Raw genomic sequence first — 25,168 nt, 5'->3', positions numbered from 1 at the left:
CCCCGGTCCGACCGCCCTCCTCAGCCGTCCGCGCCGAGGACCAGCCCCGAGGTCGGCACCCCCGTACCGGCCGTGACCAGGACATGGGCGGGGCTGCCGGCCTGGTTGACGGAGGTACCGCGGAGCTGGCGGACGGCCTCGGCGATGCCGTTCATGCCGTGCAGGTAGGCCTCGCCGAGCTGGCCGCCGTGGGTGTTCAGGGGGAGGGCGTCCGCGGCGACGAAGTCCGGCGCCTCGCCGGGGGCGCAGAAGCCGAACTCCTCCAGTTGCATCAGCACGAAGGGGGTGAAGTGGTCGTAGAGGATCGCCACGTCGATGTCGGCGGGGGCGAGGCCGGCGGTGCGCCAGAGCTGGCGGGCGACCACGTTCATCTCGGGGAGGCCGGTCAGGTCGTCGCGGTAGAAGCTGGTCATCTGCTCCTGGGCGCGGCCCGCGCCCTGCGCCGCGGCCCTGACCAGCGCCGGCGGGTGGGGCAGCGCGCGGGCCCGCTCGGGCGAGGTCACCACGATCGCCTGGGCGCCGTCCGTCTCCTGGCAGCAGTCCAGCAGCCGCAGCGGCTCCACGATCCAGCGGGAGGCGGCGTGGTCGGCGAGGGTGATGGGCTTGTCGTGGAAGTACGCGGCCGGGTTGCGGGCGGCGTGGCGCCGGTCGGTGACCGCGACCGGGCCGAAGGCGTCCGGGGTCAGGCCGTAGGTGTGGAGGTAGCGCTGGGCGGCCATGGCGACCCAGGAGGCGGGGGTGAGCAGGCCGAAGGGGAGGTTCCAGCCGAGGGCCGTGCCCTCCGCGGTGGGCTCGCGCCGCTGTACGCCGGAGCCGAAGCGGCGGCCCGAGCGCTCGTTGAACGCGCGGTAGCAGACGACGACTTCGGCGATGCCGGTGGCGACGGCGAGGGCCGCCTGCTGGACGGTGGCGCAGGCCGCCCCGCCGCCGTAGTGGACCCGGGAGAAGAAGGACAGCTCGCCGATGCCGGCCGCCTGCGCGACGGTGATCTCGGGGTTGGTGTCCATGGTGAAGGTGACCAGGCCGTCGACGTCCGCGGGGGTCAGCCCGGCGTCGTCGAGGGCGGCGCGCACGGCCTCGACGGCGAGCTTCAGTTCGCTGCGGCCGGAGTCCTTGGAGAACTCGGTCGCGCCGATGCCGGCGATGGCGGCCCGGCCGCCGAGGGAGTCGGGGCGGTGGACGCTCATGCCGTGCCCTCCGGGAGGCTGACGGTCACCGTGCCGGTGACGTGGTGGCCGATGCCGTTCGCGCCGACGATCCGCACCACCGCCGTACCGTCCGTCACCTCGGTGATGGTTCCGCTCAACACCATGGTGTCGCCGGGGTAGTTGGGGGCGCCGAGACGGATGGCGACCTTGCGCAGGGTGCAGCGCGGCCCGAAGTGGTCGGTGAGGTAGCGGCCGACGAGTCCGTTGGTGGTGAGGATGTTCATGAAGATCTCCGGGGAGCCCTTCTGCTGGGCGGCCTCGGTGTCGTGGTGCACGTCCTGGTAGTCGCGGGAGGCGAGCGCCCCGGCGACGATCAGGGTGCGGGTGACAGGGATGGTGAGCGTCGGCAGCTCGTCACCGGCCTTCATCCGGGCTCCTTCCGGTCGTGAGCAACTCGCCCAGTTCGTCGAGGACTTCCGCACCCGCTCCCAGATAGCCGGCCAGCTGCCGGCCCCACAGGAAGTGGCGGTGGACGGGGTGGTCGAGGTCGGCGCCGATGCCACCGTGCAGGTGCTGGCCGCTGTGCACCACGCGGGTGCCCGCCTCGGACGCCCACCAGGCGGCGGTCAGCGCATGCGGCCCGGCGTCCAGGCCCGCGTCCCGGCGCCAGGCCGCCTCGTAGGCGGTGACCCGGATCGCCTCGGTGTCCATGTGGGCGTCGGCGGCGCGCAGTTGCACACCCTGGTTCGTGGCGAGCGGGCGGCCGAACTGTTCGCGGGTGGTGGTGTGGGACACCGCGCGGGCCAGGGAACCGGCGCAGACCCCGGCCTGGAGCCCGGCGAAGGCGGTACGGGCGAGGGCCAGGACGTCGGCGTAGGGGTCGGGGGCGGGGGCGGACTCGGGGGCGGGGGCGGACTTGGGGTCGGGGTTGGTGTCGCGGGCGGGGTTGGTCTCGGGGGTGGTGTCAGGGCTGGTGTCGGGGTCGGGGGCGGCGACCGTCTCGGTGTCGGCGGCGGCGGGGGCGGGGGCGACCGTCTCGGCGGGGGCGTCCTCCAGGGTGAGCCGGCCCGCCGACCAGGGGGCGGTGGTCTCGACCGGGTCCCGCCGCACCCCGGGGGCGTCGGTGCGTACGAGCCACAGCGTCCGCGTCGTCCCGTCGGGCACCAGGACGTGGGTGGCCTCGCGCAGCCACGGCACCACGGGCACGGTGCCGGTCAGCCGCCCCGTCCCGTCCGCGGCGCGCTCGCTCCGTACGCCGCCGCGCCGCGCCGGAAACGCCCCGGTCGCGACCGCCTCACCGTCCCGCAGCGGCGGCAGCAGCCGCGCCCGCTGTTCCGGGCTGCCGTGCGCGCCGATCGCCAGCAGCCCGTACACACAGGTCGACGCGAACGGCACCTGCGCCGTCGTCCGCCCCTGCTCCTCCAGCATCAGCACGAGCCCGAGCAGACCGGTCTCCTCCGCCGCGCCCGGCAGACCGGCGGCGCACAGCGCCTTCCACAGGGCGGCATCCGTGCCGCTGCCGCAGGTGGCGAGGCGCTCGGGCGTGGACAGGTCGCCGAATATCCGCGCCGCCAGTTCGCGGGCCGCCGTCTGCTCCGTTGTGGGCGTGAAGTCCATCTCACCCCTCACCGCCCTCGGCCGCACGGAAGACCGGCAACTCCCACTCCTCGTCGACCCGCAGGAATGCGAGCCGCACCGGCAGGCCGATCCGCACCTTGTCGTAGGGGACCCCGACGACGTTGCTGATGATCCGCACCCCCTCCGCGAGCTCGATCAGCCCGACGGCGTAGGGGCTGGGGCCGGTGGGTGTACGGGGAGCGGGCCCCGCCGTGTGCGGTCCGGTCGCGGCGGCGTGCGGGTCTGCCACTTGCGGGGCTGCCACTTGCGGGGCTGCCGCATGCGGGCTCGCCTCGTGCAGGCCCGCCGCGTCCGCGCCGGGCTCCGGCACCGTGAAGGCGGGGAAGGGCGGATGGTGCATCACGACGTAGGAGAAGACCGTGCCCGCGCCGCTCGCCTCGACGGTGTCCCAGTCCGGTGCCCCGCAGGCGTTGCACCCCGGCAGCCAGGGGAAACGCAGCGTCCGGCACCCCGTGCAGCGCTGGATCAGCAGGCGGTGCCCGGCGACGCCCTCCCAGAATCCGGCGTTGTCCCGGTTGACGACGGGGCGGGGGCGCCGGGCTCGGGCGGCCTGCTCGGACCCTTCCGGCCTCCGGGACGCCTGCGGCTGCCCGACCGCCCTGGGGCTCTGCGCTGCCGTCGTGGGGGGCTGCGCTGCCTCAGGGGTCCGCTCCCCCGACTCAGGGTTCCCCTCCGCCGCCTCAAGGGTCCGCTCCCCCGACTCAGGGTTCCCCTCCGCCGCCTCAAGGGTCCGCTCCCCCGACTCGGGGTTCCCCTCCGCCGCCTCAGGGATGCCCGCTGCCGTCCTGGGATCCCTTACGGCCGGCGCGTACTTGAGGACCCGGAAGCGATGCGTCCCGGCCGGCTCGCCGTTCGCGCGGATGTCCATCCGCGTCGTGATGAAGTGCCCGGCCCCCAGCTTCGTCGTCTTGCGCTCCGAGACCGACTCGATCACCGCGTCGAAGGTGATCCGGTCGCCGGGCCGCAGCGGTCGCAGGTACTCCTGCTCGCAGTCGGTGGCGACGATGGAGGTGTACCCGGCGCCGTCCAGCAGCCCGGACAGTTCGTCGTACGCCCCCGAACGGTCGGCGTGGCCGGAGAGGCCGCCCATCGTCCAGGCCTGCAGCATGGTCGGCGGGGCGATGGCGTCCGGCCCCCGGTAGGCGGGGTTGGTGTCGCCGACGGCCTCGCACCAGTGCCGGATCATCGGCTCGTTGACCAGGTCCTTGCCCACTCCGGCCGCCGAGGTCGACCGCCCCTCGTAGGCCTTGAGCTGCTCGTGGGTGAGCTGTACCGGGCTCATCGCCGCCCCCTCCGCATCCCCAGCCGCATCGTCGCGACGATCTCCCGCTGGACCTCGCTCACCCCGCCGCCGAACGTATTGATCTGCGCCGCCCGGTTCATCCGCTCCAGCTCACCGCCCCCGTGGGCGCCCGGCGACCCGGCCCGCACCAGGGCGGCGGCGCCCACCACCTCCTGGCACAGCCGGTACACCTCGACCGTGCTCTCCGTCCCGGCGAACTTCACCCCCGCGGCGTCGCCGGGGCCGAGCGTCCCGGCCCCCACGTCGTCGACCAACCGCCAGTTCAGCAGCCGGGTGGCCGCCAGCCTGGCGTGCGCCTCGGCGAGCCGGGACCGCACCCATGGGCGGTCGGCGGGCCGCTCACCGGTCTCCGGGTCCGGCCTACGGGCATGGGCCAGCGCCGCGTCGAAGGCGTCCTCGGCCTGCATGCCGATGGCCGCCAATGCCACCCGCTCATGGTTGAGCTGATGCGTGATCAGCTGCCAGCCGGCGTTCTCCTCCCCTACGAGGTTCCCCGCCGGGACGCGGATGCCGTCGTAGTAGGTGGCGGTGGTCGTGAGCCCACCGACCGTCTCGATCGGCGTCCAGGAGAACCCGGGGGCGTCGGTGGGCACGAGGATGATCGAGATGCCCTGGTGCTTGGGGGCGTCGGGGTCGGTGCGGCAGGCGAGCCAGATCCAGTCGGCCTGGTGGGCATTGCTGGTGAAGCTCTTGGCGCCGTTGATCAGCCAGTGCGCGTCGCCGCCACCCGGCTCCCTCGTCGCGCGGGTGCGGAGGGACGCGAGGTCGGTACCGGCCTCGGGCTCCGTATAGCCGATCGCGAAGACCAGCTCGCCACTGAGGATGCGCGGCAGGAAGAAGCCCTTCTGCTGCGCGGTGCCGTACTTCATCAGGGTCGGGCCGACGGTGTTCAGGGTGACCATCGAGACCGGGGCGCCCGCGCGGTACGCCTCGTCGAAGAAGACGAACTGCTCGTCGGGGCCGCGCCCCTGCCCTCCGTACGCGGTCGGCCAGCCCAGCCCCAGCATGCCGTCGGCGCCGATCCGGCGGAGCACCGCGCGCTGCTCCGCGGGGTTTTCGACCGGCCCGTCCGGCAGTACCCGGCGGAAGTACGAGCGGAGTTCGGTGCGCAACTGCTCCTGGCGCGCGGTGGGGGCGAGGTGCACGTCGGCGGCTCCCCTTCTGGTGGCCGTACGCCCGGTGCGCAAGGGGGGCCAGGCGTACGAACGAGCGAGCGGGTTTCTGACTGTCCGTCAGAAACCCGCTCGCTGTCAAGGTCGGCGCAGTGAACCCCGGAGGAGCCCCACCTCCTCCGTGCCGCCCTGACGTATCACCCCTCGGTCACACGCCGCTGTCCCCTTGCGGCGTGCCGGCTCACCAGAGGTTGGTGAAGTTGACGGTGGCGTTGGTCTGGTCGATGCGCGTGGGGCCGGAGCCGTTCACGCTCGCGGTGTTGTTCTGGTTGGAGGCGCCGGCGCCGTTGGCGACCTGCTGGCCGGTCGTCGAGTTGCCGAGGTTGCTGCCGCCGACACCGGTCCCCGTCTGGCTCGTCGCCGCCGAGCTCGACCCGCCCGTCGCAAAGCCGCCGTTGTCGGCCTGCGCCACGCCCGTGAAGAGTGCGGCCGCGAAGGGCAGCGCCGCAACAACGGCGAGGGCGCGGGCTGTACGGGTGCTTGCCATGTCTATTCCTCCTACGGAACACGACTTCTGGAGCGATGGAACTCCGCTTGTCCACCGGGCAGTTGGCCGACCACCACGATGCTTGCTGCGACGTCGCGCACTCAGGCTTGCCCACGAATCCCCGGCGAACCCACCGCGAAGAGGCGATTCCCTCGCAAGCATGAGGAACCCCGGGTAAACCCCGGCCCCCGCACGACCTGCCCGCCGGCACCCGCCTCGACCACCCGGCACCCCGCCGCAACCCGCCCCCCGTGGGCCCCGCGCGCCCCACACGCCCGGCTGCCACAACCGGCGCACGAGCAGCTCCGGGCGCGCCCCCCTTCCCTTTGTCGAACATCCGTACGAAAATAGATCCATGGCCCTGCACCGCCGCCATACCGGAACACCGACCGGCACGCCGCCCCGTACACCGCCGACCGGCACGCCGCCGGATGCCTCGGCCGGTGCGCCGCCCACCACGCCAACCAGTACGCAGCCTGCTGCTCAGCCCGCCGGGTCGGGGGGAAGGGCGGGCGACGGGTCGTCGACCGGGGGATCGGCTGGTGGGGCGGGTGGGCGACCGGTCGGCACGCCGGGCGAGGGCTCGAGTGGGCGACCGGTCGGCACGTCGAGCGGGGTATCGGGTGGGTCGCCGATCGGCACGTCTGCCGGGACACCCACTGGGTCATGGATCGGCCCCTCCGGTGGAAGGTCGACCGGCACGTCGGCGGAAGACCGGCCCCAACCCTGGAGTGAGGGTGCCCCCGGGCGCCGACCCGCAGAGCACCACGGGCCCGAACCCGAGCCTGAGCCCAGACCTCACCCTGAGCCCAGACCCCAGCCTGAGTTCGAACCCCAACCCGAACCCCTGGGGCCCGCCGCGCGCCCCCAACGGCCCGCTTCCGGCTCCACTCCACCCCTCGGCCCCGACCTCGGCCTCAACCCCGCCCCGCCCGAGGATCCGCACGCCGCCGCCCTCGCCCACGCCCTGCGGGCAGCCGAGCGCGGCTACCCCGTCATCCCGCTGACCCGCAACAAGCTGCCGGCCCTCCGCTCCCCGCACCGCGGGCATCCCGAGGTCCCGCCCTGCCGCGGCGCGTGCGGACGGCTCGGGCACGGCGTACACGACGCGAGCACCGACCCGCTCACCGTCCGCCGCATGTTCGCCGCCGCCCCCTGGGCCACCGGCTACGGCCTCGCCTGCGGGCGGCCACCGCACCACCTCATCGGCATCGACCTCGACACCAAGAACGGCGCCGACGGCCTGACCGCCCTCCGGTTCCTCGCCGAACAGCACGGTTTCCCGATCCCGCCCACGGTCACGGTCCTCACTCCCAGCGGCGGCCGCCACCTCTGGCTCACCGGCCCGCCCTCCCCCACCGTCCCGAATTCCGTCGGCCGGCTCGCCCCCGGCATCGACATCCGCAGCGCCGGCGGCTACCTCGTCGGCCCCGGCTCGCTCACCGCCCGTGGGCACTACCTCCTGGAGTCGGGCGCCCCGCACCACCCCGCCCCCGTGCCGGACACCCTGCTCACACTCCTCACCGCCCCGCCCCCGAGCGCCCACCGGGAGCCCCCGTACGGCGTCCCGTCCCAGCCCGCCGCGGCGCTCGTACGCTTCGTCCGCGCCTCCCCGGCAGGCCAGCGCAATGCCCGCCTCTACTGGGCCGCCTGCCGCGCCGACGACTCCGGCCTCGGCCAGGAACTCGCCGCCCGCCTGACGGAAGCCGCCCGCCACACCGGCCTGACCACCCAGGAGGCCCGCGCCACGATCGCCTCGGCAACCCGCCGGCGGCAGAACTAGCCGATCCCGTAGGGGGAAGGTCCTCGCCCGCGGCAACCCGTAGGGGACGGGGCCGCGGCACCCCGCACGAGGACGGGGCCGCGGCAACGCGCAGGAGGACAGGGCCGCGTAAGGAAGCCCGGCCGGGTCAGGGAATCCGGCCGCAGAAGAGAGCCGAGCCGACCGCAGACGGATCAGCTCCGCCCTGCCCAGGCCGGCACCGCTCAGCCCCACCCAACGCCACTCAGCCCCGCCGCGCCTCGATCAAGAACCGGGTCGTATGCGCCACGAACGCCCCCTCCGCACGGATCAGCGCGTCCAACTCCCGCAAGCGCTCCCGGTATAGCTCCACCGTGAACCCGGGAACCATCCACACCACCTTGCGCAGGAAGTAGACGACCGCCCCGATGTCGAAGAACTCCGTCCGCAGCGACTCCGCACGCAGATCGGTCACTTCCAGGCCCGCCGCTTCGGCCGCCCGGCGCGCGTCATCGGGGTGACGGGTCTGCCGTACGTCCTCCGGCTGCGGCCCCAGGAAGTACTCGACCAGCTCGAACACGCTGGCCGGTCCGACCTGCTGGGAGAGGTACGTGCCGCCCGGCCGCAGCACACGGGCGATCTCCTCCCACCACACGGTCACCGGATGGCGACTCGTCACCAGGTCGAAGGCCGCGTCGCCGAACGGCAGCGGCGGCTCGTCCGCATCGGCCACCACGACCGCGCCGCGCGGGTGCAGCAGAGCAGTGGCCTTGGCGACGTTCGGCGGCCAGGACTCCGTCGCCACCATCACCGGCGGCAGCTTCGCCGCCCCGGCGAGCACCTCCCCGCCCCCCGTCTGGATGTCCAATGCCGCCGACGCCCGCGCCAGCCGCGCGCTCATCGCCCGCTGATAACCCCACGAGGGCCGCTGTTCCGTGGCCCGCCCCGCCAGCCACGAGAAATCCCACCCCTCGACCGACACGGCATCGGCCTCGGCCACCAGCTCCTCAAAAGAACGCTCCATCCCTCCACCCTCAACGCCGGCGACCCGCATCGCCAACGGATTTCTTCCGGTCACTTCCGGCCCGGCTACTCGCCCACCAGAAAGACGAACTCCGGACGGTCCCACTTCACCGCCGGCGGACTCGCGGGCACCGTTCCGACCGGCCGGGCGCCCACGCTGCGATAGAAACCCTCGGCGGGCGGGTGCGCCACCACCCGCACCCTGTCGATACCGGCGCGCCGCGCCTCGCCCCGCATGTGCTCGACCAGCCGGCGTCCGATGCCGTACCCCTGCGCCTGGTCCGACACGAACATCAGGTCCAGCTCGGCCGGCTCCACCACCAGCGCATAGAACCCCACCACCCGCTCGCCGCCGCCGTCCCCCGGTGTCTCCTCCACGGCGACAAAGACCCGATGCGCCTCGATGTAATCCGGCCCCACCCGATACCCCTCGACCATCGAGGAATAGGGCCCCTCATAGGCCCGGGAACTCCGCACCAGCCGGGTGAGCCGCCCGGCATCCCGCTCCACGGCCCGCCGAATCAACACGTTTCCCCGCCGAGCCGCCTTCGCCGCCCCCGCCCTCCGCACACCCACAGTGACCACGCCCCACATTCTTCCCGCAGCACAGCCAGAATTCCATTCACCTTCCCCCGGCCACCCTACCGCGCAAAGCAATCACCATTACCCCACCCCCAAAGCCCGCCCCAGCACGCCCCCCTCCCCCATCTTCCATCTTCCATCCGACGAGGAACACAACAAATCCCCCGCCAAACAAGACCAAACAAGACTCAGCCAGACCTCATGAATTCCGTCAGATATTTTCCCCAGAATTTTTCGCCCCCGAAGAACGCCCCACCTCGCGCTCGATCCAGCGGCAGATCACTCCCACCACATAGGCGCGCTCCGCACGGCTCAACTCCCGCCCCTTGGGGATCTCGTGCCACCGCTCAAGACAGGTACGACAGCAAGTCGCCGTCGCATGTTGCGCGACGAAGACCGGGTGGCCCCGGTAAGGGGTCTGCTTCCCGTCCTTGTACGGCTCGGCCGGCGCCAGCCGTTTGGCGACGAGGTCGTAGGCGTGCCACCGCATCGTCGACGGACCACTCAGCTCGGCCGTGGCCAGCTCCCGCCCGCGCAAATGAAACTTCGCACGAAACGGATGCCGCGCGATGACATCCAATCGCTGGTCGAGCGAGCGGGGCGGGGGGTCGGACATCGATCGTTCCAGGGAAAGACAGTGCTCTCTCCTGATCGTATAACCGAGCCGACACAAGTGGGCCCCGAACCGCACAACCGCAGTCCGGGGCCTTTCCCTGCCCTTCGCCTAAGCCTGCCCTTCGCCTAGGCCTGCGCCTTCCGCTACGCCTTGCCCGCGCAGTGGTCCGAGCAGACGGAGTCGTAGCCCTCACCACGCGATGCAGCTCGACAGCAAACGAAGAGCCGAGACGGAATGAGTGCGGCGAGCGCAGTGGAGCCCCAAACCCGACGCAAATCGGAAATAGCAGACTTGAGCGGGAAGAAGCCAGCCCCCTCGATAGTGCAATTCAAGCCACAGAACTTCGAGACGTCAAAAACTAGCTTGCGTCAGGAGTTAAAGCCACTTAAAGTCACCACGTCATCGAGCATTGGCGATTCTCGCCGATACTCAAATGGAACCTCCATTGGACCCATGGAGGCCTGAATTAAACGAGGGGGCTTACGCGTGAAAAAGATCTCGCGTAATACAGTACGGGGCATGGCGATTGCGGGGGCATTACTCGTTGGACTGGGATCCACCGCAGCCTACGCAGGCGGATCCACAAGCACCAAGCTGGACAATGGCACGCTATACTTCGAGGCTCACAATGGGCGCGAAATAGGCCAGGCCAGTTCCAAGGTCTACGCGGGCGATAAGTACACGAAGACCCGCGGAAGCGGCACCGTCTATGCGCAGCTGAGGGTCAGCTTCGAGAGAGGGCTCTACAAGGACACCGAGAAGGCTGTCAAGAAGGGGCAGTCCATCAAGTACTCGCTGTCGGTTCCCGTGAGCGTTGCTTCGGACTGCAGCGCCGTAGGCGTGATGATATCGGGTGGAAAGTTCTACGAGACGCCTTCCATCGACCATCTCTGCTGAGGAACTCCTGCACCCTCCCTCTTGAAGGAAATACCTGGTGATTGAAGCATCCATCGGTGCGCTACCTGGACTGATCCCGGCATTTCTCATCATTGCGATGATACTGGGAATTCCATCAGCGATAGGAGCTAAAGCCAAAGGTAAGCCTGTTGGCCTTTCGCTACTGCTCGCTGCGGCTCTGGCCGGCGTGCTGACCGTGACTCTCATGCCAGGTGACGGGGGCTCAGGGCGGGCCGGCATCTGCGATGTCGGCCTGCCCGTGCAGGGCTTTCTGGCTTCGGAGTCGGCCCGACTCAATGTCATGCTGTTCGTCCCCGTGAGTTGCCTCGCCGTGCTCTTCTTCAAGAGGCCGATCCTGGCTCTTTCGGGGACGTTGATGTTGACATGCGGCGTTGAGCTGTTCCAGTCATGGGCAGGCCTGGGGCGCGCGTGCAGCTACGACGACATCAAAGCCAACGCACTTGGTGGCTTCCTAGGTGTCCTCCTCGGGACCGTGATCTTGTGGGGCTGGAAGCGCCGCGTTCCCTTCACACGGAGAGACGCCCTGTGGGGTGCATGCTTCGGCGCGGCAGGTGGCCTCGTCCTTACCGCATCGTTCGCTTTTACCGTCGATCCGGTCCACTTGGAGGCGACGTCGCAGCACAGGCGCGAGAACATGCACGACATGCTCGCTCAAGATGCCTGGCTTCAAGAGACGGTGAATGAGCTGTACGGCAAGGACACGAGGATTACTCAGTCCGCGAGTGAAAAGCTGAAGAACGGGCGCTGGCGCTTGAGTGCCGAGACGGCACGGGGAAACGTTGCCGCGTTGTGGCCGGACCGAAAGCTCATGCGTTTCGCTCTGCAGAATGGAAGCGGCCCCGGCACACTGTCCGAGGCCGAAATCCAGACTGCCGGTGATCGATTCGTCAAGAAGTGGTTTCCCAAGGATGTAGTGGGAGCCAAGGTCACTCACCGAGCTCCTGACGGAAACCGGGGGCCGCGCATACTGACGTACCGCCGTTACGTAGACGGGGTGATGATGCCGATGCGGCTGGACATGACCATCTCAGCGTCCGGCCGAGTGATGGGATTGGCTGCCCGAACTACGCAAGACCCGAACATCCCGAAAGCCGTCGTCACGAAGGACAAGGCGAAGAAGCAGGCGGAACGCGCTGCAACTGGCGGCACCGCGATTCCAGTCAAGCTGCTTGCTCAGCGAGTCCACCACGTATGGCGACCCGTTTGGATGGTTTCCATCGTGCGGGAGCCAAAGCAGACAGTGGAGTCGACCGTCTTCATCGATGCTGTGACCGCCGCAGAGGTGTCACCAGAAACCACGGGAGATGGTGACGTCTAGGGATTCCTGTCCGCAGTCCGGCCACACCCGACGCGCTGGTCGTGACTGAGATTCGGCGCACGAAGCGAGACGGACGGCCAACGCAGTCGGAGCGGGCCCCGGAAGCTTCCGGGGCCCGCTCCGGCCTCCAGTTTTCCTGCCTCAGCAGAGGCTATGGGGTGCCCGCCACGGTGGCGTTGCCGCCACGACCGTCTTCAAGGCCGCTCCAAGCCGCTCGAACGACGGCAACTCGTCGACACTCCACGGCACTTAAAGAGCTACCAGACCGAGGCCGGCTTGTTCACCGGCAGTTCAGGAGTGACCCACGGGCGCACGTCGCGCCGGGCCGCGGGGCTTACGGGTGGTACTTCTCCTCGACCGTCTCGCCGGCGCCGGACTTGCGGTCCATGGTGACGCGAACGGTCACGCTGCCGGTCTTCGCGGCCTTCTCCAGCTGGTCCACGGTGCACTTCGCGGTGCCGTAACCGTCACCGCCGATGGACACGCTGCCCGCGTCGTCGGAGCAGATCGCGGCCGCGCCGAGGACCGTGGTGGCGTTGGCGACAAAGAACGCCTGGTCCGTGCCGCCGCCCTGGGGCTTGACGATCAGCTTGCCGGGCGCGAGGTACTCCAACGTGCCGACGATCGTGCGGTGGTTACCCGCCTGGGCGACGCCGCCCCCGTTGGAGGCGGACCCGCCAGCGGTCTTTGCGGCCGACGACGCCGCGGCGGACTTGCCCCCGCCCTGGCCCTGCGAGCCGGAGTTGGCCGCGGAGGAACCGCCCGTGGCCTGTGCCGAGTCCGACGCGTGCTGCGAGCCGTTCGCAGCCGAAGAACCCGAGGAGCCAGCAGCGGCCGCCGCCCCGGAACCCTCCCCACAGGCCGTGGCCCCCAGCCCCAGCGCCGCCGCGGCAACGAGGGCCGCGGCAAGACGACGACCGGCGCGCCCACGAAAGCGGCTGGCGGCGGTAGCGGTAGCGGTAGCGGTGTTCATCGGGTCTCCTGTTGCACTGTTCTCTCGTCTCGCTCCCTGACGATGATCAGCTTCGGAGACCGGGTTGGCGTTCCACTAACAGACGGCTAATACGGTGCAGCGACCCCTCGTAGACACGCCTCTCGTAGGCGCACCTCGACCGGCTCCGACCAGGAACGCGAGCTCCAGATGCATCACGAGGACCGGAACCAAGTCCCCTGGGGCCCGCACGCCCCGGTCAGCTCCGCCGTACAGGCACCCGAGAGCGAGACAGCGCAAAAGCGGAAGGGGAGTTCGACGGCTGTCCGACGCCTCGAATCCTGGTGCACGGTGACCCTTGTTGCGAACTACCGGCACAACGGTCGCTGAGGTCTCCCGGGCGGGTCAGACAGCTTTCTGGGCTATGTGCGCTCGGTCAGGGATGCGGTGGTTACTGTGCCGGCTCATTGAGTCCCCGACTTGGCAGATCGCGTAACCGGAGCGCGGCTGTCCTGGCGAGACGCTGACGTGTGCGTTCTCCAGATGCTGGCCGCCGTTCCCCATTGTTGCCGGCCGATTGCTGCTCGATCGGATATGCAGGGGCGCAGGGCGTCTGGGATCTCATCTCCGCTTTGGCCTGATTCCCGCTCATGGCCAGCTTGCGGGTGATAGGAAATGATCATGAACATAACGAAGCGTATTGCGCGCCCGGCGGGCCTGTTCCTCGCGGCGACCTGCATGGGTCTCACAGCCATGGCCGCACCCGCCGAGGCTGCCGCTCCCAAGTGCGTCAAGAATGGGGTCTGCTTCTATGAAAAGCCCTTCTTCAAGGGCAGGGGCGAATCCGCCATAGACAACCCTTCCAGCTGCATGAACATGCAGTTCCCGGTGCGGTCAGCGAAGGGCGAGAGCTCCAGGCACGACATCATGGTGTGGACCGGGCGCAACTGCACCGGCCTGTACTACATCGTCCACAAGGGCTTCAACAACACTACGTTCCCGCACGTGGTCAGGAGCTTCTACTAGGCCCAGGGCGCCGATGGGCTGCGGTAGGTGGGCAGGATCGTCGGCCTTGCGCGTGTCCACGTGAGCGATGGAGCGACTCTCGCCGGGAGCTGCTTTGGGGCGAGTGGTCATGCCCCGTAAGTTTCCGGGGCGTCGGAGTTTGTGTGGACCTGCCCGGTGAGGCACGACGTCGGGGCCATGATCTTGGACACGCGCCCGAAAGCGGCTGGCGAAAGTCGCGGAGTCGATCAAGTTCTACGCCAAGGTGCTGGACGGCAGGCGCGACCAGGCCAGTGCACTGATCGAAAGGGCCATGCGCGCGGCCGCTCAGGAAATCGAGGAAGCCCCGATCTCCGTCCACGCCCCGTCCACACAGCCTGGTCAAAACCGGGAGAGGGGCGAACCGGGGTGAGACAACCTCAGCACAGAAGGGGTGCCCGATCCACTCGGACACCCCTTCTGACCAGCTAATTCGCTGACCTCTGCGGAGGCTGTGGGATTTGAACCCACGGTGACGTTGCCGCCACGACAGTTTTCAAGACTGTTCCCTTAGGCCGCTCGGGCAAGCCTCCCCGCGGCACCGGCGCACGGGGCGCTGGGGTGTCGCGGGATCAGACTAGCGCGTCACTTGTCGCCCGTGCGCTGGCCCAGGGTGACGCGGGTGGTGTGCTCCTTGCCGCCGCGCTTGTAGGTCAGGGTGACCTGGTCGCCGGGCTTGTGCTGCCAGATCTCGCTGATGAGGGTGGGGCCGCTGTCGACCACCGTGTCGTCGAGCTTGGTGATGGTGTCGCCGGGCTTGAGGCCCGCCTTGGCGGCCGGGCCGTTCGGGGTGACGGCGTCGGAGCCGTTGTTGCCGGTGCGGGCGATGGTCGCGCCGTTGCCGGTGTCCCGCATGCCGACCTGGACGCCGATCTGGGGGTAGACCGGCTTACCGGTCTTGATCAGGTCCTGGGCCACCCGCGCCGCCTGGTCGATGGGGATGGCGAAGCCCAGGCCGATGCTGCCGGACTGCTGGGACTCGCCGCCCAGGCCGCCGCCGTTGCCGGCCGACTGGATGGCGGAGTTGATGCCGATGACGTTGCCGGCGGCGTCCATCAGCGGGCCGCCGGAGTTGCCGGGGTTTATCGAGGCGTCCGTCTGCAGGGCGCTCATGTACGAGGCGCTGGTGCCGCCGCCGTCGCTGGAGGCCACCGGGCGGTCCTTGGCGCTGATGATGCCGGTGGTGACCGTGCCGGACAGGCCGAAGGGGGCGCCGATGGCGATGGTGGCGTCGCCGACCTGGACGTTGGAGGACTTGCCGAGCGGGAGCGGGTTGAGCGAGGCGCCGGAGGCGTTCTTCAGCTTGATCACGGCGACGTCGTAGCCCTGGGCGTGGCCGACGACCTCGGCGTCGTACTTCTTGCCGTTGGAGAACGTCGCGGTGAGCTTGCCGCCGTCGGCCGCACTGGCGACGACGTGGTTGTTGGTGAGGATGTGGCCCTGCTTGTCGTAGATGAAGCCGGTGCCCGTGCCGCCCTCGCCGGTGGCACCCTGGGCCTCGATCGTCACGACGCTCGGCAGCGCCTTCTGCGCTATCCCGGAGACGGAAGTGGGCTTGCGGTTCAGCGCCCCGGGGTCGCCGGACGCGGAGACCGTCGTCGAGGCGCTGTCGTTCTGGCCCGCGGCCCAGAAGCCGATGCCGCCGCCGATGCCGCCGGCGACCAGCGCGGCCACCAGGACGGCCGCGATCAGGCCGCCGTTGCGCCGCTTGGGGACGGGGCTGCCGGTCGTGCCCCAGGGGTCGCCGCCGCCACCGTGGGGAGGCTGCTGGCCCCAGCCGCCTCCGCCCGCTCCGGCTCCCGGGTAGGCGGGGAACTGGGCGGTCCGGTCGGCCGTCGGGTCGTCGCCGGGGTGGCCGTAGCCGGGCTGCGGGACGCGTCCGTCGTGGTACGGCGGCATCCGGCCCGGGTCGTCGAAGCCGCCGGAGGCCGGCGCGACCGTCGGTGCGAAGTCCGGCGGCGGGGGCGCCGCGGGCGGGGCGCCGGGAGTCTGGGCGCCGGAGGCGGACGCGGAGGCGCGGTCCGGCTGCGGCCCGGTCGGCGGCTTGGCCTCCGACGGGACGGCGGCTCCCTCGTTCTCGGTGCTCACAGCTCTCTCCTCAGCTTCACGACTGTCGGCGCCCACGGCCCCGACGGGAGGATGTTCCCTCCGCCGGGTGCCTCGGCCACCTCTCGGTGTCCGGGGCGGTGCCGTTTCTTCCGGGGCTTGCAGTTGGGCCGGACCCTGGGGGTGCGTCCGGGTGGTGCGGGCGGCGGGCCTGGCGGTCCGCCGGTGGTGCGGTCGGGGGCCTTGCGGGCCCTGCGGGCCGGAGCGTTCCCGTACGGGACGGGGGATCGATCCGGTACCCAGCATCAAGGATCCGGGCGGTGCGGGCGAGTCCCGGTCCGCAGATCGGGATCCGCGGGCCATGAACCGCAGGCCCCGGCCCGCGCCTCCCGGCTGTCGTGAGGCCCGGTCCGCGTCCCCGGCCCGGACATCGCGGGCCGGAGGGTACGGGCGAGCCTCCCTTTCAGCCTTTCCCACCGCGCGTCAGAGCGCCGTAAGCCGAGGCTGTGACTCTGCCCTCATCCTTTATGCCGGACAAAACCGGCGCATCCCCTGTTCCGCACCCCGGGGCACGCGCCCGGCGGCCCGGCGACGGTGGATGGCACGATAACGCGGTGACCTACGCGCGCCCCGCCCAGGACGGCCGTCCGGGCCGTCATGCCATTTCCGTCATCGCCCACCGCGGCGCCTCGGAGGACGCCCCGGAGCACACCCTCGCCGCCTACCGCAGAGCGATCGAGGACGGCGCGGACGCCCTGGAGTGCGATGTCCGGCTGACCGCCGACGGCCACCTGGTCTGCGTGCACGACCGGCGCGTCAACCGCACCTCGAACGGGCGCGGTCCGGTCTCCGCCCTCGAACTCGCCGACCTCGCCACGCTCGACTTCGGCTCCTGGAAGGACGAGGGCGCCGGGCACGAGGCGCCGGACCGGCAGCACGAGGACCCCGAGCGGACCTCGGTGCTGACGCTGGAGCGGCTGCTGGAGCTGGTCGCCGACGCCGACCGCAGGGTCGAACTGGCCATCGAGACCAAACACCCCACCCGCTGGGCCGGACAGGTGGAGGAGCGGCTGGTCGAGCTGCTCGCCCGGTTCGGGTACGCCGGACCGGCCCCGCGCACCGACTGGACCTCCCCGGTCCGCGTCATGAGCTTCTCGGCGCGGTCGCTGCACCGCGTACGGGCCGCGGCGCCCGGCATCCCCGGGGTCTATCTGATGCAGTTCCTCACCCCGCGGCACCGCGACGGCCGGCTCCCGCCCGGCGTCGGCATCGCGGGCCCCGGGGTGCGGATCCTCCGCGCGCACCCCGAGTACGTCGAAAAGGCGCACCGCGCCGGGCACCGGGTGCACGTCTGGACCGTCAACGACAGCGCCGATGTCGAGCTGTGCCAGGAATTGGGCGTGGATGCCGTGATCACAAATCGTCCCAAGCAGGTGCGAAAGCAACTAGGTCTTGGCTAAAGCCCTTCACGGGGTGTGCACCGGCGCATTCGGGCCGTATTCGGTTATGTCCAGTGCGTCACCGCGTGTCGCTTGGCCGGTTTCCGGTCCAGTCCATTGGGGCATTCATCCCGTGGCGTGGGGCAAAGGAGGTCTCGGGGGTGGCGTTGGTGGTGGCACAAGAGGTGCCGACGTCGTCGATCATGGCCGTACCCCATGGTCCAGTGGGTGTGGGCATGGCCAGGCGACGCATGCGTGAAGAGCTGTTGGCAAGTGGAGTTCAGGACACCGTCGTCGATGACGCGGTCCTCGTCCTTTCGGAACTGTTGAGCAATTCGTGTCGCCATGCGCGTCCGATATACGAAAACGGATCGCCGGATTTCGTAACGCCCGGCGCAAAGGACACACCGGCATCGGTCCGGGCCTCCTGGCGTATCGACGCCCAGGGCAGGCTGACCGTCGCGGTCACGGACGGCGGCGGCCCGACCCGGCCTCTTCCGGCCACTCCGTCGGTCACCGCGCGCGGCGGCCGCGGGCTGGCGATCATCCGGTCGCTCGCCAAGGACTGGGGCGTGCGCGACACGGCCGGCGGCGAAGTGACGGTCTGGGCGGTCCTCTCGCTCCAAGGCGCGTTCGCTACGCGCGTGGACCTCACGCCCGATCTGCCGCCCTCGCTCACCACGGGCGCGGGCGTGCCGGGCGGCCGGCCACTGGCTCCGGGCTTCCCGGACTTCGACGACCTGCCGTAGCGGCACGCCGGGACACACCGGCGCGCCCCGGCACCAGGGCGGGACACGGCCCGGTACGCAACCGGGCGCGGCCTCGGACGCAATCCTCTAGGCTCGCGCCGAAACGCGTCCGTACGCCCAGGATCGACCAGGAGACCCCGTCGCCATGGCCAAGAAGCGCCGCCCCCAGCCCCAGGCCGCAGCACCGCAGATCCAGGACGGCGAGTTGCCGGTCGTCGGCGCTCGTGAGCCCTGCCCGTGCGGCTCCGGCCGCCGGTACAAGGCCTGTCACGGGCGGCAGGCGGCGCACGCCGCCACCGAGCTCGTGCAGCGCCCCTTCGAGGGCCTGCCCGGCGAGTGCGACTGGGTGGCCATGCGCGAGCTGGTGCCCGCCGCCACCGCCCAGTTGACGCTGAAGGGCGGGCTGCCCGAGGGCGTCCCGTCGGTGACCCTGGCGACCGTGCTGCCGATGGCGTGGCCCGCACTGCGCCGCGACAACGGCGAGGTGCTGCTCGGCCTGCAGAACGACACCGCCTCCGGCGACCTCAGCCGCGACCTCGCGGACACCCTGCAGCGCGCGCTGGCCACGGAACCCGGCAACCCGGTCGCCGCCGAGCGGCACTCCGCCGACGGCCCGCGGCTGCAGGATCTGCTCGACGGGGACGCGCCTTTTGAGCCGACCGTCCACACCGGCTTCGAGTTCTGGGTGGAGAACGCCGAGCACGCCACCGGCGAGGTCGCCGCCTCCCTGGAACGGGCCAACGCGGCGGCCATCCCGACCGCCCGCATCCCCGGCCTGGAGGGCGCGTACTGGTGCGAGGCGCCGGAGAAGAACCACCTGCGCTGGGTCACCGCGCACCCCGAGGAGCGGCTGCTGGACGCGCTGGCGCGGCTGCACGCCGCGGGCGCGGCCTCGCTCGGCGAAGGCACCCGTCTGGTCGGCTCGTTCCGCGCCCACGGCCTGGTCGTCCCGGTCTGGGACCTGCCCTCGGAGATGGGCGCCGACGAGGTCGCCAAGCCGGCCGCGGCGTTCGCCGAGCGGCTGGCCGAGGCCCTGGCGTCGGACGCCCCGCTGACCCCCGAGGAGCGCCGGGCGCGCGGCGGGCTCACCAACCGTCAGGTCACGCTGAGCTGACCGGGCCCGCCGTCGGCCGTGCGGTCCGGACGCCTCAGGGGATCCCGGGCGTGACACCTGTCACAACTCCCCGTACCTACCGGTAAATAGGCGTCCGGAAATCCACGATCGAATTTGCGAACCGCCGATCTCTTGTTACGGTTCTAGAAGCCCGGTCGCTGGTGCATCCCCCGTCGCCAGCGACCGGGCGCTTCCATGTCCGGAACCAGGCATTCCGCTTGGCCCCCTCCGGCCCCCGGCGGCCCCGCACCGTCAGCGGTCCGAACCGCCGCTTCCCACCGGCGAGTTGCTGCCGGACCGCAGCAGCAGCCGCTCCCCCGCCGCATCGGCGATCTCCGCCACCGCCGCGTACGGCGGCCGGCTCCGGCGCACCGTCGGGGCGGACGGCGTCTCGCACAGGCCCGGCGCGCCGCCGGCCGACAGCTCGCACGTCACCTGGACGGTCCTGCCGTCCGGCCGCAGCAGCGTCAGGACGGCGCGCAGCCGGTCGCCGGTGCGGTTGCGGTAGTACGTACGCCCCCAGGTCGCCCCGCCCTCGGCGAGCACACAGGTCTGGGCCTCGACCCCTTGGGGAGCGGTGAGTTCGGGGCCGCAGCGGGAGGTGCGGCCGGAGAGGTGCGGCAGCCGGGGGCGGTCGGAGGAGCCGGCCGGCCCCCGGGAGCCGGGGGCGGTGGCGGCGGCCGTCTTGCCCGCCTTGGCGCCGTTATCGCCCCTTCTTCCCATTTCCTCCGGAGAGCTGTTTTCGGCCTTGACCGCGTCCGCGGATCCCGCTGCCGGAGCCGAGGTGCCGGCCGGGCCGGCCATCGCGGCGCCCAGGGGCACGGCGACGGCGAGCAGCGCCGCGCCGGCGAGCCCGATCATGCGGAATTTCTGCGCACGCTGCATGGGCCCCACCTGCACTTGAGATGCCGCTGACGACGGCTTTGACGGTGGGCCGAACCTATCGGCCGGCGAGGGGACGCCCGGGCACCCGGACGCCGGTTCCCCCGGGAGGCCGGGGCGGGCCACACCCGAACGGGTGATCCGCCGCGGGGCGTTTGTGTTCGCCCCTCAGGTGTCCGCCCCTCGGCTGCCTGGCCACGGCCGTCGCCCGCACAGCATGAGGGCGCCCGAGCAGACTTCGGGCGCCCGGGGCATCCGTGGGCGTCAGTAGGCGAGCCGGCTGCCGCCGTCGGGGGTGCTGGTGCTCGCCGTGACCAGGGCGTCCACGATCGTGGCCACCTTCGGCAGCCGGGGCGCGGCGGGGACGGGGGCCGGCGGCCGCTCCCAGCGGACCCGGCCGGTGCCGATCTGGGAGGGCGGGAGCACCACATAGCCGCCCTCGCCGTGGAACCGCAGCGAGCTGGGCACCCAGTCCTGGGAGTGCAGCAGCTCGCCCAACTCCGGGAGGCCGTACGGCGATACGAGCAGCGACCAGCGGGTGGGCGTGGCCACCACGGGGCCGAGGCGCACGCCGAAGTGGTCCAGGGCCGCCAGGGCCCGGGCCCCGGCGACGGCGGGCAGGCTCACCGCGCAGGGCGCGCGGCCGCCGGTGGCCAGGATGACCGGGGCGTCGGGGCGGTTCGTCCACCACCAGCGCACCATCCGGGCATCGGTGGTGGCCGCCAGCAGACCGGGGTCGAAGGGGTGCGCGCCGGGCACCACGCACTCGGGGTCCGGACAGCTGCACCGGCGGGCGCTCCGCTCGCCGAGGCCGAGCCGGGCGCCGGCCTGCGGGCGGCCGGGGGACCCGAGTCCCACTCCGGGGAGCACCGGCCACTGCCACTCGGTGGCGTAGTGGAGCGCCGCACCGAGCTGCGCCGACTTCTTGCCGCGTCGGAACAGCAGCTTGCGTCGCCTTCCGAGGATCTCGCGCATGAGCGCTCGTTCCTTTCCGTTAACGCCGAGGGCTTTGTCCATCGCACTGCATGGCACTACATGTCCCGGTTCACCAACGTCCGCGCCGTGCCGCTTCATGCCGTTGTGGGGCGTGTCCTGCGGCCCGGCCGTGGAAACCCGGGGTCGATCGCGCATCGATCACGCCACGTGGTGGTCACCGCGTGTACAAAGCAGCGCATCACGCCGTACGCCGGGCGTGAAGCGTGGCGAGGGGTGGCGTGCGTTGGCGCTTGCGCTTCCGTGGTGCAGTCCCCGCCTCTGGGAGTGCGTCGCGGTCGTCGGCTTGTTAGACGCCGGTGCCCGCCGGAGAGTTCCGGTGCGGCACCAACCGACCCGCACCTTTCCGAGTACGTACCCGCCACTGTGGTGATGACGCGCTGCTGATCGCCGTCAGTCGACCGCAAATTGACGTTCGGGGGGATTTTTTCAGGCCAATCTACAGACCTCGTTGACACCACAATCCCCATGAGGACAATGCTGGACATCGCATCGCTGCTCCGTGTACATGTGGAGGCATTAATAGCGGAGCAGCATGACATGGGGGTTTGCGATGCTATTGAGGAAATTGAGCGGCCATCCGTACCGCACAACGTCACTCAACAAAATGCCGCACTCCCTACCAAATAGCGGCCTGACCTGGGGCGACACCAGGCGCGACGATAGCCGTCGGCCATGACCGCCCCGCACGTGCCGAAAGTGGCTGGAATCGAACCAGCTCTTCCCGCCCCCGCGCACACTGTCGACCCGCACGGGCCGAACGCCCCCGATGACCCCGCCGCCGGCGCCGCCTCGGGCGGCCTGTCCGGCACCCCCGGGAACGCCGCGTCCGGCGCCGTCCCCGACGCCTCCGCCGTCGACCAACTCGCCGCCGTCCAGGACCGGCTGGCCGGCTGGATCTCCGACCTCAGCACCCTGCACGACCTGACCGAACGGCTGGCGCGCACCCGGACGCTGGAGGACGCCCTGCGCGAGCTGCTGCGTGCCGGCGCCGCCCTGGTCGGGGCGCGCCGCGGGCTGGTCGTCCTCGCCCCGTCCGACGGCCTCGGCCCGGAGACCACCGTCGGGCTCGGCCTCGGCCACGCCGAGATCGGTCACATCGAGACCGTCCCGCGCCGCGCCCTGTCGTACGCGCGGATACTGGACGGCCTCCCGGAGCGGGCCACCGCCGACGACACCCGCACCGGCCCGCTCGACGGCCCCTGCCACGACGGACCGGCGGGCCCCTGCACCGAGATCGCCGAACCCGACATCCCCGGCGAGAAGGACCTCGACCCGCGCCTGCGCGAGGTCGCCGCCCGTCTCGGGTACGCCGCCAGTTACGCGGTCCCGCTCTGCGCCGACCCCATCGGCAGGACCGGCGCCGCGGTCTGGCTCTACGACGAACCGGCCGAGCCCACCGCGCGCCAGCGCCATCTCGTCGGCCTCTACCGCGCGCACGCCGCCGAGCACCTCGCCCTCCTGCTCGCGCTCCACCGCAGCCGCCGGGCCACCGAGACGCTCCGCGAGGAGCTGCTCCCCCAGCGGCTGCCGCGGATCCCCGGCGTACGCCTCGCGGTGCGGCACAGCACCGGGCCGCGCGGAGGCGGGGACTGGTACGACGCGCTGCCGCTGCCCGACGGCGCCCTGGGCCTGGCGGTCGGTTCGGTGACCGGTTCCGGGCCGAGCGCGGTGGCGGCCATGGGGCGGCTGCGGGCGTCCCTGCGGGCCTACGCCGTCATGGAGGGGGAGGATCCGGTCGCGGTCCTCTCGGACCTGGAGCTGCTGCTGCGGCTGACCGAGCCGGCCCGCAGCGCCACCGCGCTGTTCGCCTTCACCGAGCCGCCGCCCGGCGCGCCCGGCGGTCCGGCGGCGCTGCCCGGCGGCATCACCGACCCCTTCGCCCGCAAGCTGGTGCTGGCCGGGGCCGGCCACTGCCCGCCGCTGATCCTCGGCGATCTGCGGACGGAGTTCGTGGAGACCTCGCTGTCCGCGCCGCTGGGCATGCTGGCCTGCTGGGAAGCGCCGAGCGTGGAGATCGAACCGGCCGGCGGGGAGACCCTGCTGCTCTACAGCGACGGGCTGCTGCACCGCACCGGCGAACCCATGGACCGCGCCTTCACCCGGCTGCACGCGGCGGCCGCGAGCGTCCCCCGGGCGAGCCGGCACGATCCCGAGGCGGTCGCCGACCACATCGTGCGCACGATGCTGCCGCAGGGCCTGGACGATCCCTCGTCGGAGGAGGACGTGGTGCTGCTCGCGGCGTACTTCGAGGAGTAGGGCCGCCGGTCCGGGTGCGGCTTTCGCCTACGGCAGGCGAGGGGCCGCGCGCCGGACACCGCCCGTCCCCGCCCGTCCGCCCCGCCCGGCGCCGTGCGGCCGGGAACCGCCGTGCCGGACAGGTCACACCTTTTTGCCCCTGGACCGCTTTCGATCCGCACATACGATGGAATGCGGTTCACTCTTAAAAGGAGGCATGGTGACCGACGAGCTCACGCCGGAGACCCCGGACGAGGACGAGCAGCCGATCAAGCAGCGCAAGAACGGCCTTTACCCGGGCGTCTCGGATGAGCTCGCGGAGAACATGAAGGGCGGCTGGGCCGACACCGAGCTGCGCGACCTGCAGCCGATCGAGCAGGCCCCGCACGCCGCCCGCCGCCGCGCCGCGCTCTCCGCGCGCTTCCCCGGCGAGCGCCTGGTGATCCCGGCGGGCAACCTGAAGACCCGCTCCAACGACACCGAGTACGCCTTCCGCGCCGCGACGGAGTACGTCTACCTCACCGGCGACCAGACCGACGACAGCGTCCTGGTCCTGGAGCCCACGAAGGACGGGCACCGGGCGACGCTCCACCGGCTGCCCCGCTCCAACCGCGAGAACGGCGAGTTCTGGCTCGACGGCATGGGCGAGCTGTGGGTCGGCCGGCGCCACAGCCTCGACGAGGCCGAGGCGCTGCTCGGCGTCCCGTGCAAGGACGTCCGCGAGCTGGCCGGCACGCTCAAGGAGGCCACCGGCCCGGTCCGCGTGGTGCGCGGCCATGACGCCGGCATCGAGGCCGCGCTGACCGACAAGGTCACCGCCGAGCGCGACGAGGAGCTGCGCGTCTTCCTCTCCGAGGCGCGTGCGGTCAAGGACGCGTTCGAGGTCGGCGAACTGCAGAAGGCCGTCGACTCGACCGTCCGCGGCTTCGAGGACGTCGTCAAGGTCCTGGACAAGGCCGAGGCGACCAGCGAGCGCTACATCGAGGGCACGTTCTTCCTGCGCGCCCGCGTCGAGGGCAACGACGTCGGCTACGGCTCGATCTGCGCCGCCGGACCGCACGCCACCACCCTGCACTGGGTCCGCAACAACGGCGAGGTGCGCTCCGGCGACCTGCTCCTGCTGGACGCCGGCGTGGAGACCCACACCCTCTACACCGCGGACGTCACCCGCACCCTGCCGGTCAACGGCCGCTACAGCGACCTCCAGCGCACGATCTACGACGCGGTGTACGAGGCGCAGGAGGCGGGCATCGCGGCGGTCAAGCCGGGCGCCGCCTACCGCGACTTCCACGACGCGGCGCAGCGGGTGCTCACCGAGAAGCTGGTCGAGTGGGGCCTGGTCGAGGGCCCGGTCGAGCGCGTGCTGGAGCTGGGGCTGCAGCGCCGCTGGACCCTGCACGGCACCGGCCACATGCTCGGCCTGGACGTCCACGACTGTGCGGCGGCCCGCACCGAGCACTACGTCAACGGCACCCTGGAGCCCGGCATGGTGCTGACCGTCGAGCCCGGTCTGTACTTCCAGGCGGACGACCTGACGGTCCCCGAGGAGTACCGCGGCATCGGCGTCCGGATCGAGGACGACATCCTCGTGACGGACGACGGCAACCGGAACCTGTCGGCCGCGCTGCCGCGGCGGTCGGACGAGGTCGAGGCCTGGATGGCGGGCCTGCTGGGCAGGTAGCGGGCGGGCTGCGGCGGGCCGTGCGCCCGCCGCAGCCCGGGGAGCGAGGACCACACGCGCCCGTCGCGCGGGGCCGAACGGCCCGGTGCGCGGCGCCCGTTGCCC

At 71.4% G+C, this 25,168-nt stretch carries 22 protein-coding genes and 1 tRNA gene; 9 read left to right on the top strand and 14 right to left on the bottom strand.

Going from position 1 to position 25,168, the window contains the following annotated elements; all coding sequences use genetic code 11:
* Window positions 1-20: 20 nt before the first annotated feature.
* From AB0411_RS09545 to AB0411_RS09520, 6 genes are all read right to left on the bottom strand, one after another.
* On the bottom strand, window positions 21-1,187 hold the full coding sequence (locus tag AB0411_RS09545) for a lipid-transfer protein (RefSeq protein WP_366416688.1): 1,167 nt from the start codon (window positions 1,185-1,187) through the stop codon (window positions 21-23).
* Window positions 1,184-1,576: a MaoC family dehydratase gene (locus AB0411_RS09540; RefSeq protein ID WP_366416687.1), complete on the bottom strand. Its 393-nt coding sequence runs from the start codon at window positions 1,574-1,576 to the stop codon at window positions 1,184-1,186. The genes AB0411_RS09545 and AB0411_RS09540 overlap by 4 nt, the downstream gene beginning before the upstream one ends.
* A complete protein-coding gene (locus AB0411_RS09535; protein WP_366416686.1) occupies window positions 1,563-2,765 on the bottom strand; it encodes an acyl-CoA dehydrogenase family protein in 1,203 nt (400 codons plus the stop codon). The genes AB0411_RS09540 and AB0411_RS09535 overlap by 14 nt, the downstream gene beginning before the upstream one ends.
* A 1-nt stretch (window position 2,766) precedes the next feature.
* Window positions 2,767-4,068 (bottom strand): bifunctional MaoC family dehydratase N-terminal/OB-fold nucleic acid binding domain-containing protein, encoded by a 1,302-nt coding sequence (locus tag AB0411_RS09530; RefSeq protein ID WP_366416685.1) that lies wholly within the window; start codon window positions 4,066-4,068, stop codon window positions 2,767-2,769.
* On the bottom strand, window positions 4,065-5,234 hold the full coding sequence (locus AB0411_RS09525; protein WP_366416684.1) for an acyl-CoA dehydrogenase family protein: 1,170 nt from the start codon (window positions 5,232-5,234) through the stop codon (window positions 4,065-4,067). Before AB0411_RS09525 ends, AB0411_RS09530 begins: the two co-directional genes overlap by 4 nt.
* Before the next feature lie 208 nt (window positions 5,235-5,442).
* Window positions 5,443-5,748, bottom strand: a complete 306-nt coding sequence (locus AB0411_RS09520) for a hypothetical protein (RefSeq protein WP_366416683.1) — start codon at window positions 5,746-5,748, stop codon at window positions 5,443-5,445.
* Window positions 5,749-6,715: 967 nt separating this feature from the next.
* Here AB0411_RS09520 and AB0411_RS09515 point away from each other — a divergent pair.
* Window positions 6,716-7,531: a bifunctional DNA primase/polymerase gene (locus tag AB0411_RS09515; RefSeq protein ID WP_366416932.1), complete on the top strand. Its 816-nt coding sequence runs from the start codon at window positions 6,716-6,718 to the stop codon at window positions 7,529-7,531.
* Between the two features lie 223 nt (window positions 7,532-7,754).
* Here AB0411_RS09515 and AB0411_RS09510 read toward each other — a convergent pair whose 3' ends face one another.
* From AB0411_RS09510 to AB0411_RS09500, 3 genes are all read right to left on the bottom strand, one after another.
* Window positions 7,755-8,513, bottom strand: coding sequence for a class I SAM-dependent methyltransferase (locus tag AB0411_RS09510; RefSeq protein WP_366416682.1), 759 nt, complete (start codon window positions 8,511-8,513; stop codon window positions 7,755-7,757).
* Window positions 8,514-8,578: 65 nt separating this feature from the next.
* Complete coding sequence (locus AB0411_RS09505; RefSeq protein ID WP_366416681.1) at window positions 8,579-9,106, bottom strand: GNAT family N-acetyltransferase; 528 nt, start codon at window positions 9,104-9,106, stop codon at window positions 8,579-8,581.
* A 199-nt stretch (window positions 9,107-9,305) separates the two neighbouring features.
* On the bottom strand, window positions 9,306-9,710 hold the full coding sequence (locus AB0411_RS09500) for a DUF4186 domain-containing protein (RefSeq protein WP_366416680.1): 405 nt from the start codon (window positions 9,708-9,710) through the stop codon (window positions 9,306-9,308).
* Window positions 9,711-10,229: 519 nt separating this feature from the next.
* On the opposite strand from AB0411_RS09500, the gene AB0411_RS09495 reads away from it, so the two are divergent.
* Window positions 10,230-10,607: a hypothetical protein gene (locus tag AB0411_RS09495; protein WP_366416679.1), complete on the top strand. Its 378-nt coding sequence runs from the start codon at window positions 10,230-10,232 to the stop codon at window positions 10,605-10,607.
* A 37-nt stretch (window positions 10,608-10,644) separates the two neighbouring features.
* On the top strand, window positions 10,645-11,946 hold the full coding sequence (locus AB0411_RS09490) for a VanZ family protein (RefSeq protein WP_366416678.1): 1,302 nt from the start codon (window positions 10,645-10,647) through the stop codon (window positions 11,944-11,946).
* Window positions 11,947-12,280: 334 nt separating this feature from the next.
* Here the strand turns inward: AB0411_RS09490 and AB0411_RS09485 are convergent, their stop codons facing one another.
* Window positions 12,281-12,919: a hypothetical protein gene (locus AB0411_RS09485; protein WP_366416677.1), complete on the bottom strand. Its 639-nt coding sequence runs from the start codon at window positions 12,917-12,919 to the stop codon at window positions 12,281-12,283.
* A 639-nt stretch (window positions 12,920-13,558) separates the two neighbouring features.
* Here AB0411_RS09485 and AB0411_RS09480 point away from each other — a divergent pair.
* Window positions 13,559-13,903, top strand: a complete 345-nt coding sequence (locus AB0411_RS09480) for a peptidase inhibitor family I36 protein (protein WP_366416676.1) — start codon at window positions 13,559-13,561, stop codon at window positions 13,901-13,903.
* A 464-nt stretch (window positions 13,904-14,367) separates the two neighbouring features.
* On the opposite strand, the gene AB0411_RS09475 is transcribed toward AB0411_RS09480, so the two are convergent.
* Together AB0411_RS09475 and AB0411_RS09470 are read right to left on the bottom strand one after the other, a co-directional pair.
* Window positions 14,368-14,454 (bottom strand) — tRNA-Ser (locus tag AB0411_RS09475).
* A 52-nt stretch (window positions 14,455-14,506) separates the two neighbouring features.
* Window positions 14,507-16,009 carry a S1C family serine protease gene (locus AB0411_RS09470; RefSeq protein WP_366416675.1) on the bottom strand — a complete coding sequence of 501 codons (1,503 nt, stop codon included), beginning with the start codon at window positions 16,007-16,009 and terminating at the stop codon, window positions 14,507-14,509.
* A 572-nt stretch (window positions 16,010-16,581) separates the two neighbouring features.
* On the opposite strand from AB0411_RS09470, the gene AB0411_RS09465 reads away from it, so the two are divergent.
* From AB0411_RS09465 to AB0411_RS09455, 3 genes are all read left to right on the top strand, one after another.
* The gene (locus AB0411_RS09465) at window positions 16,582-17,427 is read left to right on the top strand and encodes a glycerophosphodiester phosphodiesterase (RefSeq protein ID WP_366416674.1); all 846 of its coding nucleotides are present in this window, start codon (window positions 16,582-16,584) and stop codon (window positions 17,425-17,427) included.
* A 53-nt stretch (window positions 17,428-17,480) separates the two neighbouring features.
* Window positions 17,481-18,155, top strand: coding sequence for an ATP-binding protein (locus tag AB0411_RS09460; RefSeq protein ID WP_366416673.1), 675 nt, complete (start codon window positions 17,481-17,483; stop codon window positions 18,153-18,155).
* Between the two features lie 145 nt (window positions 18,156-18,300).
* On the top strand, window positions 18,301-19,269 hold the full coding sequence (locus tag AB0411_RS09455; protein ID WP_366416672.1) for a DUF5926 family protein: 969 nt from the start codon (window positions 18,301-18,303) through the stop codon (window positions 19,267-19,269).
* A gap of 252 nt (window positions 19,270-19,521) precedes the next feature.
* On the opposite strand, the gene AB0411_RS09450 is transcribed toward AB0411_RS09455, so the two are convergent.
* Entirely contained in the window at window positions 19,522-20,154 is a 633-nt protein-coding gene (locus AB0411_RS09450) for a hypothetical protein (RefSeq protein WP_366416671.1), read from the bottom strand.
* A gap of 261 nt (window positions 20,155-20,415) precedes the next feature.
* Window positions 20,416-21,126: a bifunctional DNA primase/polymerase gene (locus AB0411_RS09445; protein WP_366416670.1), complete on the bottom strand. Its 711-nt coding sequence runs from the start codon at window positions 21,124-21,126 to the stop codon at window positions 20,416-20,418.
* A 693-nt stretch (window positions 21,127-21,819) separates the two neighbouring features.
* Here AB0411_RS09445 and AB0411_RS09440 point away from each other — a divergent pair.
* Window positions 21,820-23,403, top strand: a complete 1,584-nt coding sequence (locus tag AB0411_RS09440; RefSeq protein ID WP_366416669.1) for a PP2C family protein-serine/threonine phosphatase — start codon at window positions 21,820-21,822, stop codon at window positions 23,401-23,403.
* Between the two features lie 199 nt (window positions 23,404-23,602).
* Window positions 23,603-25,063: an aminopeptidase P family protein gene (locus tag AB0411_RS09435; protein WP_366416931.1), complete on the top strand. Its 1,461-nt coding sequence runs from the start codon at window positions 23,603-23,605 to the stop codon at window positions 25,061-25,063.
* The last annotated feature ends 105 nt before the right edge of the window (window positions 25,064-25,168 follow it).

It is taken from the genome of Streptomyces angustmyceticus, from assembly GCF_040701845.1.
Classification (GTDB): domain Bacteria; phylum Actinomycetota; class Actinomycetes; order Streptomycetales; family Streptomycetaceae; genus Streptomyces; species Streptomyces angustmyceticus_A.
Note: the sequence above shows the minus strand (reverse complement) of the source record. Positions and strands in the feature narration are given on the sequence as shown.

Bases quoted from the DNA above. Each gene is read 5' to 3' on its own strand.
- AB0411_RS09510 (WP_366416682.1), bottom strand. From the start codon at position 8,513: ATGGAGCGTTCTTTTGAGGAGCTGGTGGCCGAGGCCGATGCCGTGTCG.
- AB0411_RS09505 (WP_366416681.1), bottom strand. From the start codon at position 9,106: ATGTGGGGCGTGGTCACTGTGGGTGTGCGGAGGGCGGGGGCGGCGAAG.
- AB0411_RS09455 (WP_366416672.1), top strand. From the start codon at position 18,301: ATGGCCAAGAAGCGCCGCCCCCAGCCCCAGGCCGCAGCACCGCAGATC.
- AB0411_RS09485 (WP_366416677.1), bottom strand. From the start codon at position 12,919: ATGAACACCGCTACCGCTACCGCTACCGCCGCCAGCCGCTTTCGTGGG.
- AB0411_RS09540 (WP_366416687.1), bottom strand. From the start codon at position 1,576: ATGAAGGCCGGTGACGAGCTGCCGACGCTCACCATCCCTGTCACCCGC.
- AB0411_RS09445 (WP_366416670.1), bottom strand. From the start codon at position 21,126: ATGCGCGAGATCCTCGGAAGGCGACGCAAGCTGCTGTTCCGACGCGGC.
- AB0411_RS09520 (WP_366416683.1), bottom strand. From the start codon at position 5,748: ATGGCAAGCACCCGTACAGCCCGCGCCCTCGCCGTTGTTGCGGCGCTG.
- AB0411_RS09535 (WP_366416686.1), bottom strand. From the start codon at position 2,765: ATGGACTTCACGCCCACAACGGAGCAGACGGCGGCCCGCGAACTGGCG.
- AB0411_RS09450 (WP_366416671.1), bottom strand. From the start codon at position 20,154: ATGCAGCGTGCGCAGAAATTCCGCATGATCGGGCTCGCCGGCGCGGCG.
- AB0411_RS09500 (WP_366416680.1), bottom strand. From the start codon at position 9,710: ATGTCCGACCCCCCGCCCCGCTCGCTCGACCAGCGATTGGATGTCATC.
- AB0411_RS09440 (WP_366416669.1), top strand. From the start codon at position 21,820: ATGACCGCCCCGCACGTGCCGAAAGTGGCTGGAATCGAACCAGCTCTT.
- AB0411_RS09480 (WP_366416676.1), top strand. From the start codon at position 13,559: ATGAACATAACGAAGCGTATTGCGCGCCCGGCGGGCCTGTTCCTCGCG.
- AB0411_RS09530 (WP_366416685.1), bottom strand. From the start codon at position 4,068: ATGAGCCCGGTACAGCTCACCCACGAGCAGCTCAAGGCCTACGAGGGG.
- AB0411_RS09545 (WP_366416688.1), bottom strand. From the start codon at position 1,187: ATGAGCGTCCACCGCCCCGACTCCCTCGGCGGCCGGGCCGCCATCGCC.
- AB0411_RS09495 (WP_366416679.1), top strand. From the start codon at position 10,230: ATGGCGATTGCGGGGGCATTACTCGTTGGACTGGGATCCACCGCAGCC.